At 60.2% G+C, this 24,630-nt stretch carries 25 protein-coding genes and 1 tRNA gene; 8 read left to right on the top strand and 18 right to left on the bottom strand.

The genetic code is table 11. The features are described 5' to 3' along the window. Positions 1–45: 45 nt before the first annotated feature. The 4 genes from AACY36_RS22985 to AACY36_RS22970 all read right to left on the bottom strand — a co-directional run bounded on the left by AACY36_RS22985 (position 46) and on the right by AACY36_RS22970 (position 3,357). Positions 46–120: transfer RNA gene (locus AACY36_RS22985), tRNA-Gln, on the bottom strand. A 37-nt stretch (positions 121–157) separates the two neighbouring features. Further along, positions 158–961 (bottom strand): 4-(cytidine 5'-diphospho)-2-C-methyl-D-erythritol kinase, encoded by an 804-nt coding sequence (ispE, locus tag AACY36_RS22980; protein WP_370467897.1) that lies wholly within the window; start codon positions 959–961, stop codon positions 158–160. Positions 962–1,010: 49 nt separating this feature from the next. Continuing rightward, complete coding sequence (lolB, locus tag AACY36_RS22975) at positions 1,011–1,628, bottom strand: lipoprotein insertase outer membrane protein LolB (RefSeq protein WP_049710107.1); 618 nt, start codon at positions 1,626–1,628, stop codon at positions 1,011–1,013. A 4-nt stretch (positions 1,629–1,632) separates the two neighbouring features. After that, a complete protein-coding gene (locus AACY36_RS22970) occupies positions 1,633–3,357 on the bottom strand; it encodes a tetratricopeptide repeat protein (RefSeq protein WP_339419596.1) in 1,725 nt (574 codons plus the stop codon). Between the two features lie 183 nt (positions 3,358–3,540). Here AACY36_RS22970 and hemA point away from each other — a divergent pair, with 183 nt between their 5' ends. The 6 genes from hemA (at position 3,541) to AACY36_RS22940 (ending at position 8,908) form a co-directional block, all read left to right on the top strand. After that, the gene (gene hemA / locus AACY36_RS22965; protein ID WP_339497610.1) at positions 3,541–4,830 is read left to right on the top strand and encodes a glutamyl-tRNA reductase; all 1,290 of its coding nucleotides are present in this window, start codon (positions 3,541–3,543) and stop codon (positions 4,828–4,830) included. Continuing rightward, entirely contained in the window at positions 4,827–5,909 is a 1,083-nt protein-coding gene (gene prfA / locus AACY36_RS22960; protein WP_010565625.1) for a peptide chain release factor 1, read from the top strand. Before hemA ends, prfA begins: the two co-directional genes overlap by 4 nt. Then, positions 5,910–6,740 carry a peptide chain release factor N(5)-glutamine methyltransferase gene (prmC, locus tag AACY36_RS22955; protein ID WP_339419591.1) on the top strand — a complete coding sequence of 277 codons (831 nt, stop codon included), beginning with the start codon at positions 5,910–5,912 and terminating at the stop codon, positions 6,738–6,740. It begins immediately after the preceding gene. Then, positions 6,734–7,489, top strand: coding sequence for a molybdopterin-synthase adenylyltransferase MoeB (locus AACY36_RS22950; protein WP_339419589.1), 756 nt, complete (start codon positions 6,734–6,736; stop codon positions 7,487–7,489). Before prmC ends, AACY36_RS22950 begins: the two co-directional genes overlap by 7 nt. Next, positions 7,482–8,276: a glutamate racemase gene (gene murI, locus AACY36_RS22945; RefSeq protein WP_339427189.1), complete on the top strand. Its 795-nt coding sequence runs from the start codon at positions 7,482–7,484 to the stop codon at positions 8,274–8,276. The genes AACY36_RS22950 and murI overlap by 8 nt, the downstream gene beginning before the upstream one ends. A gap of 113 nt (positions 8,277–8,389) precedes the next feature. Beyond that, on the top strand, positions 8,390–8,908 hold the full coding sequence (locus AACY36_RS22940) for an acyloxyacyl hydrolase (protein ID WP_339419586.1): 519 nt from the start codon (positions 8,390–8,392) through the stop codon (positions 8,906–8,908). Positions 8,909–8,984: 76 nt separating this feature from the next. Here AACY36_RS22940 and AACY36_RS22935 read toward each other — a convergent pair whose 3' ends face one another. The 12 genes from AACY36_RS22935 to AACY36_RS22880 form a co-directional block, all read right to left on the bottom strand. Beyond that, the gene (locus AACY36_RS22935; RefSeq protein WP_339419584.1) at positions 8,985–9,290 is read right to left on the bottom strand and encodes a YkgJ family cysteine cluster protein; all 306 of its coding nucleotides are present in this window, start codon (positions 9,288–9,290) and stop codon (positions 8,985–8,987) included. Positions 9,291–9,342: 52 nt separating this feature from the next. Then, positions 9,343–9,828 carry a DUF2878 domain-containing protein gene (locus tag AACY36_RS22930; protein ID WP_339419583.1) on the bottom strand — a complete coding sequence of 162 codons (486 nt, stop codon included), beginning with the start codon at positions 9,826–9,828 and terminating at the stop codon, positions 9,343–9,345. Next, complete coding sequence (locus tag AACY36_RS22925; RefSeq protein ID WP_339419581.1) at positions 9,821–11,092, bottom strand: cyclopropane-fatty-acyl-phospholipid synthase family protein; 1,272 nt, start codon at positions 11,090–11,092, stop codon at positions 9,821–9,823. Before AACY36_RS22925 ends, AACY36_RS22930 begins: the two co-directional genes overlap by 8 nt. Beyond that, on the bottom strand, positions 11,079–11,888 hold the full coding sequence (locus tag AACY36_RS22920) for a DUF1365 domain-containing protein (RefSeq protein ID WP_339427188.1): 810 nt from the start codon (positions 11,886–11,888) through the stop codon (positions 11,079–11,081). Before AACY36_RS22920 ends, AACY36_RS22925 begins: the two co-directional genes overlap by 14 nt. Next, positions 11,885–13,132 carry an NAD(P)/FAD-dependent oxidoreductase gene (locus tag AACY36_RS22915; protein ID WP_339497608.1) on the bottom strand — a complete coding sequence of 416 codons (1,248 nt, stop codon included), beginning with the start codon at positions 13,130–13,132 and terminating at the stop codon, positions 11,885–11,887. The genes AACY36_RS22920 and AACY36_RS22915 overlap by 4 nt, the downstream gene beginning before the upstream one ends. Continuing rightward, positions 13,129–13,911 (bottom strand): SDR family NAD(P)-dependent oxidoreductase, encoded by a 783-nt coding sequence (locus tag AACY36_RS22910; protein ID WP_339419575.1) that lies wholly within the window; start codon positions 13,909–13,911, stop codon positions 13,129–13,131. Before AACY36_RS22910 ends, AACY36_RS22915 begins: the two co-directional genes overlap by 4 nt. Continuing rightward, positions 13,908–14,330 (bottom strand): nuclear transport factor 2 family protein, encoded by a 423-nt coding sequence (locus AACY36_RS22905; protein WP_339419573.1) that lies wholly within the window; start codon positions 14,328–14,330, stop codon positions 13,908–13,910. Before AACY36_RS22905 ends, AACY36_RS22910 begins: the two co-directional genes overlap by 4 nt. Next, positions 14,323–15,768, bottom strand: a complete 1,446-nt coding sequence (gene phrB, locus AACY36_RS22900) for a deoxyribodipyrimidine photo-lyase (RefSeq protein WP_339419571.1) — start codon at positions 15,766–15,768, stop codon at positions 14,323–14,325. Before phrB ends, AACY36_RS22905 begins: the two co-directional genes overlap by 8 nt. Then, a complete protein-coding gene (locus tag AACY36_RS22895) occupies positions 15,769–16,698 on the bottom strand; it encodes a MerR family transcriptional regulator (RefSeq protein ID WP_339419569.1) in 930 nt (309 codons plus the stop codon). A 3-nt stretch (positions 16,699–16,701) separates the two neighbouring features. After that, positions 16,702–17,661: a YbgA family protein gene (locus AACY36_RS22890; RefSeq protein ID WP_339419567.1), complete on the bottom strand. Its 960-nt coding sequence runs from the start codon at positions 17,659–17,661 to the stop codon at positions 16,702–16,704. A 112-nt stretch (positions 17,662–17,773) separates the two neighbouring features. Next, a complete protein-coding gene (locus AACY36_RS22885) occupies positions 17,774–17,989 on the bottom strand; it encodes a TIGR02450 family Trp-rich protein (RefSeq protein WP_049710090.1) in 216 nt (71 codons plus the stop codon). Further along, a complete protein-coding gene (locus tag AACY36_RS22880) occupies positions 17,986–18,972 on the bottom strand; it encodes an NAD(P)/FAD-dependent oxidoreductase (RefSeq protein WP_339419564.1) in 987 nt (328 codons plus the stop codon). The genes AACY36_RS22885 and AACY36_RS22880 overlap by 4 nt, the downstream gene beginning before the upstream one ends. A 210-nt stretch (positions 18,973–19,182) precedes the next feature. Here AACY36_RS22880 and AACY36_RS22875 point away from each other — a divergent pair, with 210 nt between their 5' ends. Further along, on the top strand, positions 19,183–20,082 hold the full coding sequence (locus AACY36_RS22875; RefSeq protein WP_339419562.1) for a TIGR01777 family oxidoreductase: 900 nt from the start codon (positions 19,183–19,185) through the stop codon (positions 20,080–20,082). A 14-nt stretch (positions 20,083–20,096) separates the two neighbouring features. Continuing rightward, a complete protein-coding gene (gene hemH / locus AACY36_RS22870; protein ID WP_339419561.1) occupies positions 20,097–21,122 on the top strand; it encodes a ferrochelatase in 1,026 nt (341 codons plus the stop codon). Between the two features lie 83 nt (positions 21,123–21,205). Here the strand turns inward: hemH and AACY36_RS22865 are convergent, their stop codons facing one another. Continuing rightward, a complete protein-coding gene (locus AACY36_RS22865) occupies positions 21,206–23,302 on the bottom strand; it encodes a TonB-dependent siderophore receptor (RefSeq protein ID WP_339419559.1) in 2,097 nt (698 codons plus the stop codon). A 112-nt stretch (positions 23,303–23,414) separates the two neighbouring features. Then, positions 23,415–24,569: a Do family serine endopeptidase AlgW gene (algW, locus tag AACY36_RS22860; protein ID WP_339419557.1), complete on the bottom strand. Its 1,155-nt coding sequence runs from the start codon at positions 24,567–24,569 to the stop codon at positions 23,415–23,417. Positions 24,570–24,630 lie beyond the last annotated feature (61 nt).

The following is a 24,630-nucleotide window of genomic DNA, read 5'->3' as shown; positions in this document are numbered from 1 at the left end:
CGCAGTACCTAGAGGCTGAGGGTAACCTGGATGAGTATAGGAAAATGGCAGGGGCGGCTGGATTCGAACCAACGCATGGCAGGATCAAAACCTGCTGCCTTACCGCTTGGCGACGCCCCTGTATCTGTTGCAACGAGTGCCTAACACTCGATTCCTTTTAGAGCAGACTTTGCAGCTTACGATGCAACATCGAAACGTTGCTTCCTTTTGCTACAAACCCTGTAAGGGTCTCTGTAAGAAGGGCCGAGACTTTATCAGCTTCAGCTTTGCTTGGGAAGCCCCCAAACACACAACTTCCAGTTCCGGTTAATTTTGCTTCGGTAAATTTACCTAACAAATTCAAAGCGTTACGTACTTCTGGATAACGCCTTGCTACAACCGGTAAGCAGTCATTTCGACTGTTTCCCTTGGGAACGGGGCGCACTTTAATGGGAGGAGAGTTACGTGTCAACAGCGGATCTGAAAAAATTTCTGCTGTACTTACAGATACTTGCGGAACAAGCACAACGTACCACGGTTCTTCGGGGTATTCCGGGCTGAGTTTCTCCCCCACACCCTCGGCGAAAGCCGCGTGCCCACGCACGAAAACCGGGACGTCAGCGCCCAGCGCCAAACCCAGCGCAGCCAGGCGATCGTGGTCCCAGCCCAGTTGCCACAAATGATTCAGTCCCAGCAGTGTGGTCGCGGCATTCGAGCTGCCGCCACCGATACCACCGCCCATGGGCAGGATTTTATCGATCCAGATATCGATGCCGAGCGGGCAGCCGGATTGTTCCTTTATTTTTTTGGCGGCCTTCACAATCAGGTTGCTGTCGTGAGGAACGCCTTCGAACTCGGTGTGTAACTGAATCACGCCGTCGTCGCGGACGGCGAAAGTCAGTTCATCGCCGTAGTCGAGAAATTGAAACAGCGTCTGCAACTCGTGATAACCGTCTTCGCGGCGACCCAGAATATGCAGCATCAAATTGAGTTTGGCCGGGGAGGGCAGGGTCAGCGTTTGTACTGCCACGTTATTGCCCCAGCTTGCGCGGTTGCCAGTCTTTGATCACCAGCGTGACGTCAAGGTCGGTACCGTGCAGTTTGATGCGCTCGGGCAACCAGTAACCGCTTTGTTCTACGTAGCTTAGGTATTCGACTTGCCAGCCATCCTGTTCCAGGGTAGCCAGGCGGCTGTCGCCATTCAGGCTCAGACGGCTTTTGCTGTCAGGCGCTGGCAGGCCGCGTACCCACCAGACCAGATGGGACACTGGCAGCTTCCAGCCAATCTGTTCTTCAAGCAGTACTTCCGGCGAGGTCGCCTCATAGCGCCCCTGGTTGGCCACTTCGAGGCTGACTTGCCCCGGACGGCCGGTCAGGCGTGCGGCACCCCGGCCGAGCGGGCCGGAAAGACGAATGTCGTAGTAGTCCTGGCGTTGCAGCCAGAACAGCGTGCCGCTGCCGGAATCTTTGGGGGCGCGAACCCCGACTTTGCCTTCGATCTGCCAGCCATCGATGCTGCTGAGCTGGTCTTTGTGCTGTTTCCATTGCGCCGGGTTGCCCTGGCCCTCAACGGATTCACGGGCGCCGAAACCCGCGCAACCGGCGAGCAGGGCGATAAAACTGAACACTACGATGTGGCGCAAGAACATAAGCTTAAAGGGTCTCGGAACCGGTCAGGCGCTTGATGGTGCTGCGCAGGATGGTGCTTTCGGGTTGTTCCTTGAGGAATTTTTCCCAGATTTGTCGTGCTTCGCGCTGTTTGCCATTGGCCCACAGCACTTCGCCCAGGTGAGCGGCGACTTCCTGGTCGGGGAAGCGTTCCAGTGCCAGGCGCAGCAAGCGTTCGGCTTCGTCCAGGTTGCCCAGGCGGTAATTCACCCAGCCCAGGCTGTCGAGTACGGCCGGGTCTTCAGGGTTGAGCTTGTGGGCTTGTTCGATCAGCGCCTTGGCTTCGTCGTAACGCGTAGTACGGTCGGACAAGGTGTAACCCAAGGCATTGAGGGCCATCGCATTGTCCGGGTCGCGCTTGATGATCAGGCGCAGGTCTTTTTCCATCTGCCCCAAGTCATTGCGTTTTTCCGCCTGCATGGCGCGGGTGTACAACAGGTTCAAATCGTCAGGGAATTGCAACAAGGCTTGTTGCAGCAACTTCCAGGCGCGCTCACCCTGATTGTTGGCCGACAAAGTCTCGGCCTGGATCAGGTACAGTTGGATCGCGTAGTCCGGCTCGGCATCGCGGGCGGCGGTCAGGCGTTTTTCCGCCTCATCGGTGCGACCGTTGCTCATCAGGATATCGGCCTGGCGCAATTGGGCTGGCAGGTAGTCATTGCCGGGGCCGACCTGGGCATATTCGAGCAGGGCGGCCTGCGGATCATTGCGTTCTTCGGCGATGCGGCCGAGGTTCAGGTGCGCCGAGTCCACATGGCTTTCGCGCTGGATCAGCTCTTCCAGGTAACCCTTGGCCTCGTCCCACGCCTTGGCTTCCAGGCATACCAGCGCCAGGGAATAACGCAATTCGTCGTCGTCCGGGTATTGCTGGACCAGATTGGCGAACTGCACTTTGGCGTCCTCCATGCGGTCCTGCTCTACCAGCATGCGTGCGTAAGTCAGGCGCAGACGCTTGTCGTCCGGGTACTTCTTGATACTTTTTTCCAGCAGCGGAATCGCTTCCTTGCCGCGATTGAGGTTCTGCAACAGGCGTGCGCGCAACAGTATCGGTGCAACCTCGCCTTCTTCCGGCGGATTCTGTTCCAGCAGTTTGAGCGCTGCGTCGGCTTCGTCACCCTGCTGCAGCAGCAAGGCCTTGCCGAAAATCAGCTGGCTGTTCTTCGGATGTTTTTGCAGCAGGCGGTCGAAACTCTTCATCAGGCCATTGCGCGTGTCCTGGTCGGTGTCGGCAGCTGACAGCGCGAGGAAGTCGAAATGGGTGTCGCCTTTGCCCTGCAGGACTTTCTCCATGTAGACCATGGAGTCGTCATAGCGCCCGGCGCGCGCCAGTTGGATCGCCGCCGCGCGCTGTGCTTCCAGGTCGTCCGGTGCGTTTTTCGCCCAGATCAGCGACGTGTCCAGCGCAGCCTGGTCGGCGCCCAGGTACTCGGCGATGCGAAACGCCCGCTCGGAAATTCCCGGATCCTGGGTGTTGATGGCCTGGGTCACGTAGTTGTCCAGCGCAATATCGAAGCGATTGCGCTGGCCGGCCAGCTCCGCGCTCAGCAGGCTGAACACCGTTTCTTCACTGAACGATGAATAAACCTTGGGCTTTTCAGGGGCGGGGGTGCTGTCTTCTACGGGCGGTGTACCGTCCGGCGACACGGGTGCCATGGCCTGGCAGCCGCTGAGGAAGACAAAAGCAAGGAGCAACGCGGAAGATCTATTCATATAGGAAGAGGACGACTAACCTGCGGTCGGATCATCATGACACAAGCCTTCGGCCAAACATAACCGAGACTCAGTGGACGCCTTTCATAGGCACAACATATAGGGACAATAGACGACGGTGGTTGTTCTGAATCTTTCGAAGTAGGACAATTGTCGGCTTCCCGACATCATCAGCGATATTGAATGGCCTTCCTCGCACTCGGTATTAACCACAAGACTGCCTCCGTAGACGTGCGCGAGCGCGTTGCGTTTACGCCAGAGCAGTTGGTTGAGGCCTTGCAGCAGCTCTGCCGGCTCACCGACAGTCGCGAAGCTGCGATCCTTTCAACCTGCAATCGCAGCGAGCTTTATATAGAGCAGGAACATCTTTCAGCGGATGTGGTGCTGCGCTGGCTGGCCGATTTTCACCATTTGAGTCTCGATGACCTGCGTGCCTGCGCTTATGTGCATGAAGAGGATGCGGCAGTTCGTCACATGATGCGTGTGGCGTCCGGCCTCGATTCGCTGGTGTTGGGTGAGCCGCAGATCCTCGGCCAGATGAAGTCCGCCTACGCCGTAGCGCGCGAGGCCGGAACCGTCGGCCCGTTGCTGGGGCGCTTGTTCCAGGCCACGTTCAACTCCGCCAAGCAGGTGCGCACCGACACTGCTATCGGTGAAAACCCGGTGTCGGTGGCGTTTGCTGCGGTGAGCCTGGCCAAACAGATTTTCAGTGACTTGCAACGCAGCCAGGCCTTGTTGATTGGCGCGGGGGAGACCATCACCTTGGTCGCCCGTCACCTGCATGACCTGGGGGTCAAGCGGATCGTGGTCGCCAACCGCACGCTTGAGCGCGCCAGCATCCTTGCCGAACAGTTCGGCGCGCATGCCGTGTTGTTGTCTGACATCCCGGCCGAACTGGTGCGCAGCGATATCGTCATCAGCTCCACTGCCAGCCAGTTGCCGATCCTTGGCAAAGGCGCGGTCGAAAGCGCGCTGAAGCTGCGCAAGCACAAACCGATCTTTATGGTGGACATCGCCGTTCCCCGCGATATCGAGCCCGAAGTCGGCGACTTGGACGACGTTTATCTCTATAGCGTTGACGATCTGCACGAAGTGGTCGCCGAAAATCTCAAGAGCCGCCAGGGTGCAGCCCAGGCTGCTGAGGAAATGGTCAGCACCGGCGCCGAAGATTTCATGGTGCGCCTGCGTGAATTGGCGGCGGTGGATGTGCTCAAGGCGTATCGTCAGCAAGGCGAACGCCTGCGCGACGAGGAGCTGATCAAAGCCCAGCGCTTGCTGGCCAACGGCAGCAGCGCTGAAGAGGTGCTGATGCAACTGGCCCGGGGCCTCACCAACAAGTTGCTCCACGCCCCCAGCGTACAATTAAAAAAGCTAACTGCCGAAGGCCGCCTCGATGCGCTGGCCATGGCCCAGGAACTCTTTGCCCTCGGTGAGGGCGCGTCAGAAAGCTCTTCGGATAACAAACCGCAATGAAAGCGTCACTGCTCAACAAACTGGACGTGCTCCAGGACCGTTTCGAAGAACTGACCGCCTTGCTCGGCGATGGCGAGGTCATTTCCGATCAGACCAAGTTCCGCGCCTATTCCAAGGAATACGCCGAAGTTGAGCCAGTTGTGGCCACCTACAAAAACTTGCTGAAAGTGCAGGCCGATCTTGAAGGCGCCCAGGCGCTGCTCAAGGACAGCGACCCGGACATGCGTGAAATGGCCGTGGAAGAAGTCCGCGAGGCCAAGGAAAAGCTGGCCGAGCTGGAAGGCGACCTGCAACGCATGTTGCTGCCCAAGGATCCGAACGACGGGCGCAACGTGTTCCTGGAAATCCGTGCCGGCACTGGCGGCGATGAGGCGGCGATCTTCTCCGGCGACCTGTTCCGCATGTATTCGCGTTATGCCGAGCGTCGCGGCTGGCGGGTCGAAATCCTGTCCGAGAACGAAGGCGAACACGGCGGCTATAAAGAAGTCATCGCGCGGGTTGAAGGCGATAACGTCTACGGCAAGCTCAAGTTTGAGTCCGGTGCACATCGCGTGCAGCGCGTTCCGGCGACTGAATCTCAAGGCCGCATCCACACCTCGGCGTGCACCGTCGCGGTGTTGCCTGAGCCGGACGAGCAGGAAGCCATCGAGATCAACCCGGCTGACTTGCGTGTCGATACCTACCGCTCGTCGGGCGCCGGTGGCCAGCACGTCAACAAGACTGATTCGGCGATCCGTATCACCCACTTGCCATCGGGTATCGTGGTGGAGTGCCAGGAAGAGCGTTCCCAGCACAAAAACCGTGCGCGGGCGATGTCGTGGTTGTCGGCCAAGCTCAATGACCAGCAGACCAGCGCCGCCGCGAACGCAATTGCCAGCGAGCGCAAGTTGCTGGTGGGTTCTGGCGACCGTTCCGAGCGTATCCGCACCTACAACTTTGCCCAGGGCCGGGTCACCGACCACCGCGTTAACCTCACCCTTTATTCCCTTGACGAAATTCTCGCGGGTGGCGTCGACGCGGTGATCGAGCCGTTACTCGCCGAGTATCAGGCCGATCAATTAGCGGCGATAGGTGAGTAAATGACCATCATTGCCAGCCTGCTGCGTGCCGCTGATCTGCCCGACTCGCCCACCGCGCGCCTGGATGCCGAATTGTTGCTGGCGGCTGCGCTGGGCAAGTCCCGCAGCTACCTGCACACCTGGCCGGAAAAAATTGTCAGCACTGAGGACGCGTTGACCTTTGCCGGCTACCTTCAACGCCGTCGCGGCGGTGAGCCGGTGGCGTATATCCTCGGCCAGCAAGGCTTCTGGAAACTGGACCTGGAGGTCGCGCCGCACACGCTGATCCCGCGTCCGGACACCGAACTGCTGGTGGAAACCGCCCTGGAACTGTTGCCAGCCACGCCCGCCACGGTCCTCGACCTGGGCACCGGCAGCGGGGCCATCGCGTTGGCCCTGGCCAGCGAGCGCCCAGCCTGGCAGGTCACCGCTGTCGACCGAGTATTGGAAGCGGTGGCCCTGGCCGAGCGCAATCGCCAGCGCCTGCACCTCAATAACGCAGCGGTGCTGAACAGCCACTGGTTCAGCGCGCTGCAGGGTCATACCTATGACCTGATCATTAGCAACCCGCCGTATATTGCCGACAATGATCCACACCTGGTGGCCGGTGACGTGCGCTTCGAGCCAGCCAGCGCATTGGTGGCCGGTCGTGACGGTTTGGATGACCTGCGCCGGATCATCAAAGACGCCCCCGCTCACCTGAATGCCGGCGGCCGGCTGTTGCTGGAGCACGGTTACGACCAAGCCCCGGCTGTGCGCGATCTGCTGTTGAGTGAAGGCTTTGAAGAGGTACACAGCCGTATCGATCTCGGCGGACACGAGCGCATCACGCTGGGACGCCGGCCGTGCTGAGCGATCAGGAGCTGTTGCGCTATAGCCGACAGATTCTGTTGCAGCATGTCGACATCGACGGCCAGTTGCGCCTGAAAAACGGCCGTGCATTGATCGTTGGTCTTGGTGGGCTGGGCGCACCCGTTGCGCTGTACCTGGCGGCCGCGGGTGTGGGTGAGTTGCATCTGGCGGACTTCGACACGGTCGACCTGACCAACCTGCAACGCCAGATCATCCATGACACCGACAGCGTTGGGCAGACCAAGGTCGACTCGGCCCTGCGCCGCCTGAGCGCCATCAACCCCGAAATCAAGCTGACTGCCCACCGCGCTGCGCTGGATGCCGATTCCTTGGCTGCCGCGGTTGGTGCGGTCGATGTTGTGCTCGATTGCAGCGACAACTTCTCCACGCGCGAGGCGGTCAACGCTGCTTGCGTTGCCACCGGCAAGCCATTGATCAGCGGCGCGGCGATTCGCCTTGAAGGCCAATTGTCAGTGTTCGACCCGCGTCTCGCCGAAAGCCCGTGTTACCACTGTTTATATGGGCACGGCAGCGACACCGAGCTCTCCTGCAGCGAAGCCGGCGTAGTTGGTCCGCTGGTGGGCGTGGTGGGCAGCCTGCAGGCGCTGGAAGCCTTGAAACTGCTGGCCGGTTTCGGCGAACCCTTGGTGGGCCGCCTGTTGCTCATCGATGCCTTGACCACGCGTTTTCGCGAGCTGCGCGTTAAGCGTGACCCCGGCTGCAGCGTGTGCGGGACCCAACATGGTTAAGGGCGCGCCCATCGGTGTGTTCGATTCCGGTGTTGGCGGCTTGTCGGTACTGGCCGAAATTCAGCAATTGCTGCCCCATGAGGCGTTGCTGTACGTGGCCGACTGCGGGCATATCCCCTATGGCGAGAAAACCCCGGCGTTTATTCGTGAGCGTTCGCGGCAGGTTGCGGCATTTCTGCGCGACAAGGGCGCCAAGGCATTTGTGATTGCCTGCAACACCGCGACCGTCGCGGCAGTCGCCGACTTGCGCCAGGACTATCCCGACTGGCCACTGGTGGGCATGGAGCCCGCCGTAAAACCTGCTGCCGCCGCCACCCGCAGCGGCGTGGTCGGTGTGCTTGCCACTACCGGCACCCTGCACAGCGCCAAGTTCGCTGCGCTGCTGGACCGCTTCGCCACTGATGTTCGGGTCATCACCCAACCCTGCCCAGGCCTGGTGGAGCTGATTGAAACCGGCGACCTGAACAGCCCCGCCCTGCGCCAGTTATTGCAGGGTTACATCGAACCGCTGCTCAGCGCCGGTTGCGACACCATCATCCTCGGCTGCACCCACTATCCCTTCCTCAAGCCGCTCCTGGCGCAGATGCTGCCCCCCAGCATCATCCTTATCGACACCGGTGCCGCCGTGGCCCGCCAGCTCAAGCGTTTACTGAGTGAGCGCGATCTTCTGGCCGTCGGCGACCCTGAACCTGCACAGTTCTGGACCAGTGGCGATCTGCAACATTTCAGAAACATCCTACCTACATTATGGAAAACTTCCGGAAATGTGAGTGATTTCAGCTTGTGAAAAATTCGTGAAAAAATCACGGTTTTCGACTGAACTTCTGCATTAACGGCGACTTCTATAGCACGTTAGCCTGTACATAAAATCTTACAACGTCGTTTGAAGGGATGTTTCATATGAAGCGTTTTCTCTGTTTGGCTGCGCTTGCGGCTGCGGTAATGGGACACTCTTTTTCGGCGCACGCCGCCGGGTTGGAGTTTGGTCTGGGGGCAACCAGTGATTCAACGCTGACCTATCGGCTGGGGTTGACGTCCGATTGGGACAAGAGCTGGATGCAGAGCGATACGGGTCGCCTGACGGGCTATTGGAGCGGTGCTTACACTTACTGGGAAGGTGACGATCGCGCCGGTGCCAGCAGCCTGTCGTTCTCGCCCGTGTTTGTGTATGAGTTTGCCGGACAGTCGGTCAAACCCTACATCGAAGCCGGGATCGGCGTAGCGGTGTTCTCCCGTACCCAGCTGGAAGACAACAACATTGGCCAAGCCTTTCAGTTCGAAGACCGCCTGGGTTTTGGTCTGCGGTTTACCGGTGGGCATGAAGTGGGCATTCGTGCCACGCACTATTCCAACGCCGGGATCAGCAGCAATAACGACGGGGTAGAGAGCTACTCGTTGCATTACACCATGGCGCTGTAATCTTCAGGCCACTGAAGATCCCCTTGTGGGAGCGGGCTTGCTCGCTTCCACATTTGGATTTCTACCTGTTTCAAGGTCAGCGATACGCCGTCGCAATCCCTTCGCGTTCGGTCAAGCACTCCGGCGCACCCATCTCGAACTCTCGGCAAATCAACGGCCGTCGCTCATAGATCGTGCACATCATCGTGTCCCGATCCAGCGCTGCGCACCAGCCGTCTTCCAGGCGCAGCATCACTTCGCCGCCCCAATCGTCGGTATCGATATAGCGCTCCGGCACGCCGGTGTCGGTAATCAGCATCACTTCCAGCTGGCAGCAGCAGGCCGCGCACGTCGAGCAGGTGACGGCGGGTTCAGCGATTTGGGTGTGGGGGATGTTGGACATGGCGGCAGCTTCCAGCTTTGAGCGGCAAGCTGCAAGTAAAAGCCGACCGACTTCAGTTTTTTCTGGCAACGCTTGCCAGGAGTATGAAGAGTAAAGCCCACAGCAGTGCCAATCCCACCAGGCTCGGCCCCAGGGCGTAACCGAAGCTTACCCCGGCCAGCTGACTGCCTGCGAAATAAGACATCGGACCGCCGACGGCCCCCAGTAACGCTGCGAGCCACCGAGGTTGGGTGCTCCAAGCCAGGCAATGACGCAGCGTGGTTGCCAACAGCGCCCATAGCATCACTAACCACAGCGGAATCAAAGGCCCAGGCTCACTGAACTGAAAAAAGCCGACGGTGCGTAATGACGTATCGACCAACGTGCCCAGCAAGGTCACGCCCAGGATCAACCTGCCGTCTTGCGCCCATGAACTTATCCACAGCAGATGAATGCCCAGTACAGCCAGCCCTACCAGTAACCATAAGCTGTCACCGCCGAGCACACAGGCGAACCAGCCGCACTGAAACAGCACGGCATTGGCCAATGTCTTAAGCACTGAAGCGGCCAAGCAACGGCGGGTTGATCGCCGACGGTTTGGCCAGCAGCAATTGCGCGGTGCCAATGGTGCGCTCCATAAAGCCGCCTTCGCAGTAACACAGGTAAAACTCCCACAGCCGAAGGAAGTATTCGTCGTAGCCCAATTCGGCGAGGCGGCCATGGGCGCGGCGAAAATTCTCATGCCACAGGCGCAAGGTTCGTGCGTAATGCAGGCCGAAATCCTCCATGTGCAGCAGGTTCATATCGGTGTCGCGGCTGACGATGTGCAGCATGTTCTGCACACAGGGCAAAGCGCCGCCTGGGAAGATATAGCGCTGGATGAAATCCACACTGCGCTTGGCCTGTTCAAAGCGTTGCTCACGAATGGTGATGGCTTGCAGCAACATCAGGCCGTCACTTTTGAGCAGGTGCGCGCACTGTTTGAAGTAGGTCGGCAGAAAGCGATGGCCCACTGCTTCGATCATCTCGATGGACACCAGCTTGTCGTACTGGCCGGTCAGGTCGCGGTAATCCTTCAGCAACAAGGTGACCTGGCTTTGCAGCCCCAGGACCTCGATGCGTTTTTCAGTGTAGGCAAACTGTTCCTTGGACAAGGTCGTGGTGGTGACCTTGCAGCCGTAATGCTGCGCCGCATACAGCGCCATGCTGCCCCAGCCGGTGCCGATTTCCAGCAGGTGGTCGCTGGGCTTGAGCGCCAGCTTCTGGCAGATGCGCTCAAGCTTGTTCAGTTGCGCCTGCTCCAGGGTGTCGTCGGGGGTCAGGAATTGCGCCGCCGAGTACATCATGGTGGGGTCGAGGAATTCTTCGAACAGGTCGTTGCCGAGGTCGTAGTGGGCGGCGATGTTTTTTTGCGAACCCTTGTGTGTGTTGCGATTGAGCCAGTGCAGGCCCTGGGTGAACGGCCGGGCCAGGCGTGCTAGGCCGCCTTCCATCGCATCCAGCACATCCAGGTTGCTGACCATCACGCGCACCACGGCGGTCAGGTCCGGGCTGCTCCAGTAACCGTGAATAAACGCCTCGCCAGCGCCAATAGAACCGTTGGCCGCCACTAGGCCCCACACGGCGGGGTCGAGTATCTGGATCTCCCCCAGCAAGTGCGCTTCGCGCGCGCCGAATACTTGCTGCTCGCCATCCTCGATCACCACCAACTGGCCATGGCGCAATTGGCTGAGTTGGCGCAGTACGCCTTTGCGCAACAGCGCGGTGGTCATGCCGTTGACGTTCAGGCGGTTGGCCTTGACCGATACGTTAGGGGATTTCATGGCGGCGATCCTTGGAATAACCGACTGCGGTGCGGGAGGCGCCATCGGCGGCCCGGTGAGGAAAAATCGGTGTGCGTTTAAGCAACAGGCGCATGGCTTGCCAGTAGATCGCCAGGCAGGTCTTGGCGGTCATCCAGGGGAAGCGCCTTAGGTAACGATGCAAACTGGTGCGGTTCAGCGCTTCCTTGTGCAGGCTCAAGGTGGCGTCGAACACTTTCAGCTCGCCCTGCCAGTCGGCCATGTGCACGCCGAGTTTGGCGGCGGGTGCGCTGAAGCTCATGCGGTATTCCAGGTCGCGCGGCAAAAACGGCGACACATGGAAGGCCTTGGCCACGGCGAAGTGCTGGTGTTCATCTGCGCCGAGGGTCTGGGCGGGCAGCACGTAGTGATAGCGCTCGCGCCATGGGGTGTTGGTCACTTCACACAGGATCGCGGCCAGACGTCCGTCGGCCTCGAAGCAGTAGAAGAAACTCACAGGGTTAAAAGCCAGGCCCCAACTGCGAGCCTGGGTCAGTAGGCAGATAACGCCCTGAGGTGTACGCCCCAGTGCCTTGCCGACTTCCTGGCGCACGGCATCGCTCAAGCTCATGCCGGTGCGCGTCAATTCACGCAGGTAATCCTGTTGGCGAAAACCAAAGGGCGCCAGCCAACTGCGCCCGGCCAGGGGCGAGAGCCCAAGCACTTCGTGTTCTTCGCTCAAGTCCAGGTACAGCAGGCCGATGCGGTAGCGAAAGGCGTGGGCCTTGGGCGCAAATCGGCGATGGGCAATCCAGCCGCTGTACAGGGCGCTGTTCACAGGGTTTCCCCAAACGCCTGGGCGACGCGCAAAGCGCTGACCACGCCGTCTTCGTGGAAACCGTTGGCCCAGTAGGCACCGCAATAGAAGGTGTTACGCACGCCAGACACTTCCTCCCAACGGCCTTGGGCCGCCACCGCTGCCAGGCTGTATTGCGGATGGGCGTAGGTGTAGCGCGCCAGGACCTTCAGCGGGTTGATCATCGACGTCTGGTTCAGGCTCACGCAAAAGGTCGTGGCGCTGTCTATGCCTTGCAGTATGTTCATGTCATAGGTCACCGCCGCCGGCGCCTGCCCATTGCCGGTCAGCCGATAATTCCAGCTGGCCCAGGCCAGTTTGCGGTCGGGCAGCAGGCGGGTGTCGGTGTGCAGCACCACTTCGTTATCGGCATAGGGCAGGGCGCCGAGGACCGCTTGTTCGGCTGGGCTTGGATCGGCCAGCAGCGCCAGGGCCTGGTCGCTGTGGCAGGCGAAGACCACTCGATCAAATGCCTCGCTGCCGGCCGGGCTGTGGATAACCACGCCGTCGTCGGTACGCTCAACGTTATGCACAGGGCAATTGAGGCGGATCTGTTCGCGGAAGCTGCGGGTCAGCGGTTCGATGTAACGGCTGGAGCCACCCTCGATCACGCACCATTGCGGGCGGTTACTCACCGAGAGCAAGCCGTGATTCTTAAAGAAGCGCACAAAGAACTGCAAGGGGAATGCAAGCATGTCAGCCAGGGACATCGACCAGATCGCCGCGCCCATCGGCACGATGTAGTGCCGGACAAACCGCTCGCCGTAGTGACCGGCGTTGAGGTAGTCACCCAGGGTCATTTCGGCGCTGATGCGTTGGTCTTGCAGGTCCAGCGGTGCCTGGCGATTGAAGCGCAAGATGTCGCGCAACATGCCCCAGAAGCCCGGCGAAAGGATATTGCGACGCTGGGCAAACAGGCTGTTAAGGTTGTTGCCGTTGTACTCGAACCCCGTCTGCTCATCGCACACCGAAAAGCTCATCTCGGTAGGTTTGAACGTTACCCCTATCTGCTCCAGCAGGCGGATGAAGTTGGGGTAGGTCCAGTCGTTAAACACGATGAAGCCGGTGTCTACCGCGTAGCTTTTGCCCTCGACGGTCACGTTGACCGTGTGGGTATGCCCGCCAATACGATCACCCGCTTCGAACAGCGTAATCTCATGCTGGCGGCTGAGCAGGTAAGCACTGGTCAGCCCCGCGATGCCGCTGCCGATGATGGCGATCTTCACAGGTCGTCCTTTTTCGGCGGCGGACTGCGCAACATGCGTTTACCGATGATCAACTGCGCGCGATTCGGCAATTTCGACAGCGGCCAGAGGGTGGCGATAAAGAGTGCAGGAAAGGCGATTTCCAGCGGGCGTTTTTCCAGCTTGGCGAAGATGTGCCGCGCGGCTTTGTCTGCCGACCAACTGAGGGGCATGGGGAAGTCGTTGCGTTCGGTCAGCGGCGTGTCGACAAAGCCTGGGCTGATCACGGTAACGTCGATGTTTTCCGGCGAAAGGCTGATGCGCAGTGCCTCGAACAGGTAGCGCAAGCCGGCCTTGGACGCGCCATAGGCTTCGGCGCGAGGCATCGGCAGGTAAGTCACGGCGCTGGCGACACCCACCAGGTGGGGGCTGCGCCCTGCCCGCAAAAGCGGCAGGGCTGCTTCGATGCAATAGCTGCTTGCCAGTAGGTTGGTGCGCACCACGTGCTCGATGATTGATGAATCAAACTGCTTGGCGTCCACATATTCACAGGTGCCGGCATTGAGGATCACCGTGTCCAGGGAACCCCAGGCCACGCCGATATGTTCGCCGATCTCGCGCACGGTCTGGCTGTTGGTCAGGTCGCCGGCCACCACCAGCACTTGGCCGGGGTAACGTTGGGCGAGTGCTTCCAAAGGCTCTTTGGTGCGGGAGCTGAGTGCGACGTGTGCGCCGCTGTTGAGCAGCTCCACGGCCAGCGCTGCACCGATACCACTGCTGGCGCCGGTCAGCCAATAACGACGGGGCGGTACTGCGTTCATCCCACTCTCCTTTTCAGCCAACTGACGAGTCTGCCCAGTACCGGCAAATGTTCGTACAGCATGGCGCCGGCATCGAAGTAGTCACGGTGGCGGTACACCTTGTCACGCCACATCAAGTGCGAGCAGCCTTCCACCCGAATCACCTTGCCCTTGGCCAGGCGCGGGTGGCAGAAACTCATTTTCCAGCGCAGGTAACCTTCGCCCTCGGCCACTTGGTCGAAACCGTGGAAGTCGAAGCGTAGCTGGCTGACGTTGCCATACAGCTCGCTGAAGTAACGGTGCAAGTCGGGCAGCCCATGGACTTCGTGGAGCGGGTCGGTAAAGACGATGTCCTTGCTGTACAAGCTGTCGAGCAGGTGCAGGTTGTGCTTGTCCAGCGTGGCAAAGGCCTGTGCGAAGCGGCGCAGGAAATCACTCATATTCGCCCCCTGCGGCTTGTCGCGAGGGCAGGCTACGGAAGGCGGCCAGGGCGCGTTCGCGGGATTTCTTCAGGTCGACAATTGATCGTGGGTAGTCGGCCACGCCGAACAAACCACCGGCTGTATCCGGGTTGTGCACGCCCTTTTTATTCAGTGCGGCAAGTTCCGGCAGCCAGTGCTTGATGAAGACGCCTTCGCTGTCGAATTTTTCCGACTGGCTCAAAGGGCTGAAAATCCGGAAGTACGGCGCCGAGTCGGTGCCGGTGGATGAACTCCACTGCCAGCCGCCGTTATTAGCGGCCAGGTCACCATCAATCAGATGGCGCATAAAGAAGCGCTCGCCTTCGCGCCAATCGATCAGCAGATTTTTAGTCAGGAACATCGCCACGACCATGCGCAGGCGGTTGTGCATCCAGCCAGTTTCAAGCAGTTGACGCATGGCGGCGTCGATGATCGGCAGGCCGGTGCGCGCTGCCTGCCACGCGGCGAGATCTTTGGGTGCATTGCGCCAAGCCACGGCTTCGGTTTCGGGGCGGAACGCACGGTGTCGCGACACCCGTGGGTAACCCACTAGGATGTGCTTGTAGAACTCGCGCCACAGCAATTCGTTGATCCAGGTGATGGCGCCCATGTCGCCACTCTCGAACTCGCCACCGTTGGCTTGTAACGCGGCGTGCAGGCATTGGCGCGGCGAAATCACCCCCGCCGCGAGGTAGGCAGAGAGCTGGCTGGTGCCGGGCTTGGCCGGGAAGTCACGCTCGTCCTTGTAGTAGCTGATCTGCTGGTCGGCGAAGGCGTCGAGGCGCCGCTGGGCCTCGTCTTCACCGGCGGGCCAGAGGGCACGCAGCGTGTCGCTGGGCGGCTCGAAACCTTCGACCGTGTTCGGGATGGGGTCGCTTTTCAGCTTGAGCGCAGCCTGGGCCTTTGGCGCAGCGACCCTCTGGGGTAACGCGCTGTGCAGGCGGGTGTAGCAAACCTTGCGGAACTGGCTGTACACCTGAAAGTAAGTGCCGGTCTTGGTCAGCACACTGCCAGGCTGGAAGAACAGTTGATCCAAGTAGCTGTGGAAAGTGACACCTGCCTCTTCCAATGCCTTGGACACTGCCGCATCGCGACGGCTTTCATGAATGCCGTATTCCTCGTTGACGTGCACCGACTCCACCGAGAGTTCGCGGCACAGCGTGCCCAGCACGCTGGGCGCCTGGTCCCAGGTGGCGGCGGTGCGAATCAGCAGGGGAATGTTCAGCTCGCCCAGCGTTTTACTCAGCGCTTGCAGGTTGCGCAGCCAGAAATCCACTTTGCACGGCGCATCGTCGTGGGCCAGCCATTGCTCGGGTGTGACCAGGTAGACGGCCGCCATCGGACCCCGCTGGCTCGCGGCGGTCAGGGCGGTGTTGTCGTGTTGGCGCAAGTCTGTGCGCAGCCAGATCAGATGCATTTAAAGAAGTCCACGCTGGATCAGTAGCTGATGAGCCGACAACGGCTCTTCGGCGACGAGCAACTCAGGGATGTCATGGGTTAATACCGCCAACTCCGCCTGGTGGATGCACACCGTTGGTCCGACGATCAACTTAGGGCAACTGATGCCGCCCAGAAGTTTCGCGAATGTCGACAACTGCAGCGCCTTGCTCGAATACAGCAACACGGCGCGCGGCCGCAGGTGTTCCACCGCCAGGGCCAGCTCGCCGACGGGCAGCGGCCAGTCGAACACTTCCACCGGGCAGTCGGCACTGCTGGCCAGCCAGGCGCTGAGCCACAAATGCGGTTCCAGTGGCAGGTCGGACTGGTTGACCAGCAGCAATGGCGCACCCTGCAGCTGGCGATTGTTGTGGTAGATGCGCGCACCAAACTTGCTTCGCAGCCAGGACAAGAAAAATACCCGTTCCATCTGCGCGCGGAATTGACCTTGCCAACGCTGTTCCAGCTCCTGCAGCAGCGGTAACAGCAGTTGCTCGCATAAGGTGCGTGGCGGGTACAGTGCCATGGCCTGGTTGAAGGCGTCGTCGACCCGGCGCTCAGTCAATTCACTGATGGCGTGTACCAGGTTCTGGCGCAGGGTGTGCCATTCATTTTCCACGGCATTGGGAATGGCCTGGGCGGAGTCGATCAGGCCTTTGACTTGGCTGACCGGCACGCCACGATTGAGCCAGGTGAGAATGGTGTGGATGCGTTGCACATGCTCGGCGCTGAACAGCCGGTGGCCCTTGGGCGTGCGCTGGGGCACGATCAGGCCGTAACGGCGCTCCCAGGCGCGCAGGGTCACGGCATTAACGCCGGTCTGGCGCGCCACTTCGCGGATTGGCAGCCAGCCTTCTTGGAGGGCTTGGGCGATGTCTTCGCCGGGTTCGTCTAGCAGGGCAGCTCTCATGGTCTAGATCGCATTTCGCAGGCTGAGGTTTTCCGGGTGCGGTTGCAGGTAGGCCTGCTGCGCGATGTAGCGGTCCGGGTGTTGGCGAAAGTGGTGCTTTAGCAGGGTCAACGGCACCACCAGCGGTACGATGCCGTGGCGGTATTGGCCGATGACGGTTTGCATTTCCTGCTTGTCTTCGGCGCTGATGGCCTGTTTGAGGTAACCGCTGATGTGTTGCAATACATTGGAGTGGGTGCCACGGGTCGCACATTTGCTCAGGCCGGTCATCAGGTCGCTGAAATAACAGCTGGCCAATTCGTCGAGGTTGGCGCCCTTGGTCATGCTGCCCAGCAGGTGACCAAGGCTTTTGTAATGCGCCGGGCTGTGGGCCATCAGCAAGTATTTATAGCGCGAATGAAAGGCCAGCAAACGGTGGCGTGTCAGTCCTTCGGCCAGCAGTTGTTGCCAACTGGCGTAGACGAATACACGGGCCAGGAAATTTTCCCGCAGCACGGGGTCATTCAGCCGACCGTCCTCTTCCACCGGCAGGTTAGGGTGGCGTTCACAAAATGCCTGGGCGTAGATGCCACGCCCGCCTCCGTCCACCGGGGTGCCGTTGTCGCGGTACACCTTGACCCGCTCCAGGCCACAGGACGGCGACTTCTGCATAAAGATGTAGCCACACAGGTCGGTGTGTTCCGCGGCCATTTGCTGGCCGTAGTCGTCCAGCGGCTGGGTCACGTTCAGTGCGCGATTAACGGTGCCGACAGCTTGCGGATGGGTCGCGTCGCCCACCAGGCGGATCGGTTCGCGGGGGATACCCAGACCGATCGCCACTTCAGGGCACAACGGCACAAAGTCGAAATAGTCAGCGAGGGTCTGACTGCACAGCAGTGATTGTTTATGGCCGCCGTTGAAGCGCACGTTTTCGCCCAGCAGGCAGGCGCTGATGGCGATCTTCGGTTTGGTAGTGCTGGACATAAACCAACCCTCTGCAAGGTTCCTGTACAACATAAAAATGTTGTACAACTAAGCCTCATCATAGGTTCGGTGCTGTACAAGTCAAATTATTTGTACAAGTTTTGCGTGCGGTCTATTTCCAGCCGATTTTCCAGGCGTCGATATCTTGCAGGGTTTGCCAGGGCAGGCGTTCGCTGCGCCGGGTCATGACGGCTTGCAGTTCTATTTCCAGTACGGTGCCTTCATCGTCGCGAAACAATTCGGTGACCAGAAAGTGTTTTTCCTTGTTTCGGGGGCGTGCTGCTGTCCACTTCGACAGCAGCAATTTGGCGGGATTGATACGGTTCATTGCAGGTGCTCGATCAAGCGTCGCGCGGCTTCCTGGCCGCTGAGCCATGCGCCCTCGACGCGGCCCGACAGGCACCAGTCGCCACACACATACAGGCCGAGGTCGGCATCAGCCAGCACGCCGAATTCGTGGCTGCTGGATGGTCGTGCGTAGAGCCAGCGGTGCGCCAGGCTGAACGACGGCGCGGGCATGGCGCTGTGCAGCAGTTCGGCGAAAGCACCGTGCAGGTGCTCGATCACGGCCTCTCTGGACAGGTCCAGGTGGGCCTTGCTCCAGGCACTGGTGGCGTGCAGTACCCAGGTGTCGAGTGTGGCGTCGCGCCCTGGTTTGCTGCGGTTGCGCGCCAGCCAATCGAGGGGGCTGTCTTGTACAAAGCAGCCTTGCATGGGCGTATCCAGGGGGGTGTCGAACGCCAGGGCGATGGCCCAGGTAGGGTCCATTTTCACACCGGCGGCGGCACTCGCCAGCTTGGGAGCGGCGGCCAGCAGCGCGGTGGCTTGCGGAGCCGGGGTGGCGATGATCACGTGGCTGAACGGGCCGTGGTTCTCGCCGTCGGCGTCCAACAGGTTCCAGTGTTGTTTGCCCTGGAACACTTCGGTGATGCGGCAACCAAACGCCACCGGCAGGTCGTCGAGCAGGGCGCGGGTGATCGCGCTCATGCGGGGAGTGCCGACCCAGCGGATCTGTTCATCGGGGGAGGGTGTGAGTTGGCCGGACTTGAAGTTGTACAGCTGGGGCTTCCATTGCTCGGCCCAACCGTTACTTTGCCAGCGCTGGACTTCGTTGACGAAACGCCGGTCGCGGGCGGTGAAGTACTGCGCACCCATGTCCAGGGCACCGGCATCGCTGCGCTTGCTGGACATGCGGCCACCGCTGCCGCGGCTTTTATCGAAGAGTTGTACAACGTGCCCCGCGTCTTGTAACGCTCGGGCGGCGGAGAGACCGGCGATGCCGGTGCCGATGATCGCGATGGGAACAGTCATGGGAGGCCTCGTTTTACCGTTGGGTACAGACTACGCCGACACCAATAGCTGTACAATATTGTTTTTTGGTATAAGTTTTGGCTTACCTGTTCTTACGGCGTGACCTATGGTTAACCCATAGGCTTAATCCAACGTTACGCCCGTTCAAATTGATCCCTGCTTATAAAATAGACCAGTGATCGGCGGCGAACGTTACATGAGGAGCGTCCCATGCACATTTTGCTGACCGGCGGTACTGGCCTGATCGGCCGCCAACTCTGCCAACACTGGATTGCGCAGGGCCATCGCCTGACGGTGTGGAGTCGTCATCCGGACCAGGTCGCCAAGTTGTGTGGCGACCAAGTGTCGGGGGTTGATCGCCTGCAAGAGGTTATCGGCCCGGTGGATGCGGTCATTAACCTCGCCGGCGCCGCCATCGCCGATCGCCCCTGGACCCACAAGCGCAAGGCCTTGCTGTGGAGCAGTCGTATCAGCCTCACCGAAACCTTGCTGGCGTGGCTTGAAGGTCTGGCACAAAAACCAGCGGTGTTGATTTCCGGCTCGGCGGTGGGCTGGTATGGCGATGGCGGTGAACGCGAATTGACCGAAGCCAGCGGCCCCGTGCAGGACGATTTCTCCAGCCAGCTGTGCATCGCCTGGGAAGAAACCGCCCAGCGCGCCGAAGCCTTGGGCATTCGCGTAGTGCTGGTACGTACCGGGCTGGTGCTGGCGGCTGAGGGCGGCTTTTTGTCGCGGCTGTTGCTGCCTTTCAAACTGGCGCTGGGCGGGCCTATCGGTAATGGTCGGCAGTGGATGCCGTGGGTCCATATAAAGGATCAAATCGGCCTGATTGATTTTCTTCTGCACAAGCCTGACGCCAGCGGTCCTTATAATGCCTGCGCGCCACACCCGGTGCGCAATCGCGAGTTTGCGAAAACCCTGGGCCAGGTGCTGCACCGCCCGGCGTTCATGCCGATGCCGGCCTTTGCGTTGAAGGTGGGCCTGGGCGAGTTGTCCGGCCTTTTGTTGGGTGGGCAGAAGGCGGTGCCCGAACGGTTACTGGCCGCTGGTTTCACTTTCCAGTTCACTGAGTTGCGCGCGGCTCTGGACGACTTGTCCAGCCGCCTCTAGAGATAGGATGTTGCATGACGGATCACGCGTTATTACTGGTCAATCTGGGCTCGCCAAAGTCCACTTCGGTGGCCGATGTGCGCAGCTACCTCAATCAATTCCTGATGGACCCTTATGTGATCGACCTGCCGTGGCCGGTGCGGCGCTTGCTGGTGTCGCTGATCCTGATCAAGCGCCCCGAGCAGTCGGCGCACGCCTACGCCTCCATCTGGTGGGACGAGGGCTCGCCGCTGGTGGTGCTCAGCCGCCGTCTGCAACAGCAGATGACCACGCAGTGGACCCAAGGCCCGGTGGAGTTGGCGATGCGCTACGGCGAACCGTCCATTGAAACTGTGCTGACGCGCCTCGCCGCCCAAGGCATCCGCAAAGTGACCTTGGCGCCGTTGTATCCGCAGTTTGCCGACAGCACCGTGACCACTGTGATTGAAGAGGCCAAGCGGGTTGTGCGCGATAAACAGTTGGACGTGCAATTCTCGATCTTGCAGCCGTTCTACGATCAGCCGGAATACCTTGATGCGCTCGCGGCGAGCGTTCGGTCCTATGTGGAGCAGGATTACGATCACCTGCTGCTGAGTTTCCACGGGCTGCCCGAGCGCCATCTGACCAAGCTCGACCCGACGGGCCAGCATTGCTTCAAGGACGCCGATTGCTGCAAGAACGCATCGGCTGAGGTGCTGCAGACGTGCTACCGCGCGCAATGCTTCAGCGTCGCCCGCGATTTCGCCGAACGGCTGGGTTTGCCGGAGGGCAAATGGTCGGTGGCCTTCCAATCGCGCCTGGGCCGGGCGAAGTGGATCGAACCCTACACCGAAGCCCGCCTGGAAGCCTTGGCCCAGCAAGGTGTGAAAAAGCTGCTGGTAATGTGCCCGGCGTTTGTCGCCGATTGCATCGAGACGCTGGAAGAAATCGGCGATCGCGGGCTGGAGCAGTTCCGCGAGGCCGGGGGCGAGGAGTTGGTGCTGGTGCCGTGCCTGAATGATGATCCACAGTGGGCGAAGGCGCTCAATACCTTGTGTGAAAGAGCGCCCACGACGCTATAACTTAAGCCGAATGAACATCAAACTGTGGGAGCGGGCTTGCTCGCGAATCGTCGCACCGCCGCTCCCACATTTTTTTACTGTGTTTACAGCTTGAGGGTCAGGCTGACCGTGAGATTGCGCGGCTCACCCGGATTGATCCAATAGCTGCTGTAGGACCGCTCGTAGTACTTCTCATCAAACAGGTTGTTCAGGTTCAAACCCACGGTGACATTCTCCGTGGCTTTGTAATGGGCCAGCAGATCCACCGTGTGGTAAGCCGGCAGTTCGAAACGCGTACCTGCTTCACCGGAGCGATCGCCCACGTAGGTAAACGCTGCACCCAAATCGGATCCGCGCAACGCGCCATCCTGAAACTCATACACCCCCAACAGACTGCCGCTGCGCTTGGCCACGCCGAGAATCCGGCTGCCGGCTGGAATGGCTTTGTCGCCCTTGGTGACTTCGGCCTCGATGTAGGCAACCGCGCCGATCACCCGTACCGCATCGGTCACTTGCCCGGTCAGTTGCAGGTCAAAGCCCTGGCTGCGCGCTTTGCCCATGGCGCGATTCAGGTTGGTGGCAGGGTCCAGGGCCAGCACGTTTTCCTTTTCGATATGGAACGCGGCGAGGGTGGCGCTGAGGCGGTCGTCGAACAGCTCGCTCTTGATCCCCACTTCATAACCCACGCCTTCTTCCGGCTTGAAGGTTCTGCCGTTGGCATCCAGGCCGCTGTTGGGTTTGAACGAGGTAGAGGCGTTGGCGAACACGCCGACGTCGGGCGTTAGCTGGTAGAGCAGGCCAGCGCGTTGGGTAAAGGCGTTGTGGGTTTGCCGGCTCTTGGCGTGATTGCGTGTGAAGTCGTCGGTGCTTTGTTCGAAATGCTCGAAGCGCGCGCCAACCATGCCGCGCAAGCGATCGGTGAAGATGATCTGGTCTTGCAGGTTCAGTGCCTGGCTTTTGGTCTGTTCGAAGAAGTCGGTGCCGGAGCGCACGCCGTTGGGTTTGGCCTTGCCGTAGACCGGGTTGTAGATGTCGATGGCATAGTCGCTGCCGCCGATAGCCGTCACGCGTTCCTTCTTGCGGTAGTCCTCGTATTCAGTGCCGACCAGCAGCTCATGCTGCCAGCTGCCAATGTCGAACAACCCACGCAGTTCAAGCTGGGTAATGCTGTCGTGCCAACCCATGGAGCGTTCGCGATAGCGGCGGTTGATAGTGTGGCCGTCGGGATTCAGTGTGCGGTTTTCCGAAGCGTCGCCCCACAGGCTGCCTTGTTTGTAGTGGCTGGCCAGGCGTAGTTTCCAGGCGTCGCTGAGGTGATGTTCCAGCGTGGCCTGGATGCGGTTGTTGTGGTTGTCGATGTCGCCATCATTGGGCTCGCCGAGGAAGGTGGAGCGCGATACGCCGCTGGCGTCGACGATGCCGCGGTCGAAGGTAGAGCTGTGGCGGACGAATTCGCTTTCCACCAGCAGGCTCGTATCCGGGTCCAGTTGCCAACTGAACGAGGGCGCGACGAATACCCGCTTGCTCTGCACGTGATCGCGGAAGCTGTGGTTGTCTTCCACGGCCAGGTTGACCCGCGATAGCACGTTGCCTTCGCTGTCCAGCGGGGTGTTCACATCCACGGCGGTGCGGTAGCGGTCCCAACTGCCGGCGCTGGTTTGCACGGTGGTGAAGGCTTCCGGTTGAGGCTTCTTGGTGACGATATTCACTGTGCCGCCGGGGTCGCCACGTCCATACAGGCTGGCGGCGGGACCCTTGAGTACTTCAATGCGCTCGATGTTGGCCGTATCCGGTGTGCTCGGGTAGCCGCGGTTGGCGCTGAAGCCGTCCTGGTAGAACTCTGACGTGGTGAAGCCGCGCACACTGTATTCGTAGAGGGTGAGGCCGCCGAAGTTGTTTTGCTTGGACACACCGCCGGCAAATTCCAAGGCACGTTCCACGTTGTTGCTGCCCAGGTCGTTGAGCACTGTGGCGGGAATCACGCTGATGGATTGTGGGATGTCACGAATGGCAGTGTCGGTTTTTGTCGCGCTGGCGGAGCGGGTGGCGCGGTAGCCTTTGACCGGGCCGGTGGCGGATTCATAGGCATCGGTGGTGACACTGATGGTGTCGAGTTCCAGGGTGTTTTCTTCAGCGAAAGCGGGTTCGAGCAGCAAGCCTAAGGCCAGGCCAGCCAAGGGCGCGATTTTTCGAGACGGCATGATAGAGCGTTCCAATAGCGATATTGAAACAATATAACATGACTAATGAGAGTGGATTGCTTTGAAATATGAGCTTACAGGTGTCCTCGAGCGGACACCCGTATGAGTCGGCTTATTCCTCTTCTTTAACCGGCGCGGGCGGAGGGCGCAGGCCTATTTCTGCCAGTAGCTTGATCTCCTTGCCGTTGCGCATGACCTGGATCGCCACCTTGTCGGTCGGCTTGATCCGCGCGACCTGGTTCATCGACTTGCGGCCATCGCCTGCCGGTTCGCCGTTGATGCTGAGGATCACATCGCCCAGATGCAGGCCGGCTTTCTGCGCCGGGCCATCGCGGAAGATCCCTGCGACCACAATGCCTGGGCGCCCGGTCAGGCCAAACGATTCGGCCAGCTCCTTGGTCAACGGCTGTACTTCAATCCCCAACCAGCCGCGAATCACTTGGCCGTGCTCAATGATCGATTTCATCACTTCCATCGCCAGCTTTACCGGGATCGCAAACCCGATGCCCTGTGACCCGCCAGACTTGGAGAAAATCGCCGTGTTGATGCCGGTCAGGTTGCCATTGGCATCCACCAGTGCACCGCCGGAGTTGCCCGGGTTGATCGCGGCGTCGGTCTGGATGAAGTCTTCGTAGCTGTTAAGCCCCAACTGGTTACGCCCGGTAGCGCTGATAATGCCCATGGTCACCGTCTGGCCCACCCCGAACGGGTTACCGATGGCCAGCGCCACGTCACCTACTCGCAAGCCGTCGGAACGGCCGAGGGTGATGGAGGGCAGGCTCTTCAAATCGATCTTCAGGACCGCGAGGTCGGTTTCCGGGTCGCTGCCTACTACGCGCGCCAGGGTTTCGCGGCCGTCACGCAGGGCCACGACGATCTGGTCGGCGCCGGTTGTCACGTGGTTGTTGGTAAGGATGTAGCCTTCCGGGCTCATGATCACCCCGGAACCCAGGCTGGATTCCATGCGGCGTTGTTTGGGCCCGTTGTCACCGAAATAGCGGCGGAACTGCGGGTCTTCAAACAGTGGGTGCGCCGGTTTGTTGATGACCTTGGTGGTGTACAGGTTAACCACGGCAGGTGCGGCAATTACCACCGCATCGGCATAAGTCACCGGGCCTCGCACCACCGCGTTGGTTTGCGGCGCCTGTTGCAGGTTCACATCAAGGCTGGGTAGACCCACCAGCTCGGGGAAACGCTGAATAATCAGCATCGCGATCAGCACGCCAGCCAACAATGGCCATCCAAAAAAACGCAGCGCCTTGAGCATCAAGTAAGTCCTGACAGGTTGCAGGGGGCGGGAGAGCGCCCATAATGTCGCGCATTATACG

Source organism: Pseudomonas sp. EA_15y_Pfl1_P101 (assembly GCF_963970835.1).
Taxonomy (GTDB): Bacteria; Pseudomonadota; Gammaproteobacteria; order Pseudomonadales; family Pseudomonadaceae; genus Aquipseudomonas; species Aquipseudomonas tritici.
This window is presented reverse-complemented; position numbering and strand designations above follow the sequence as displayed.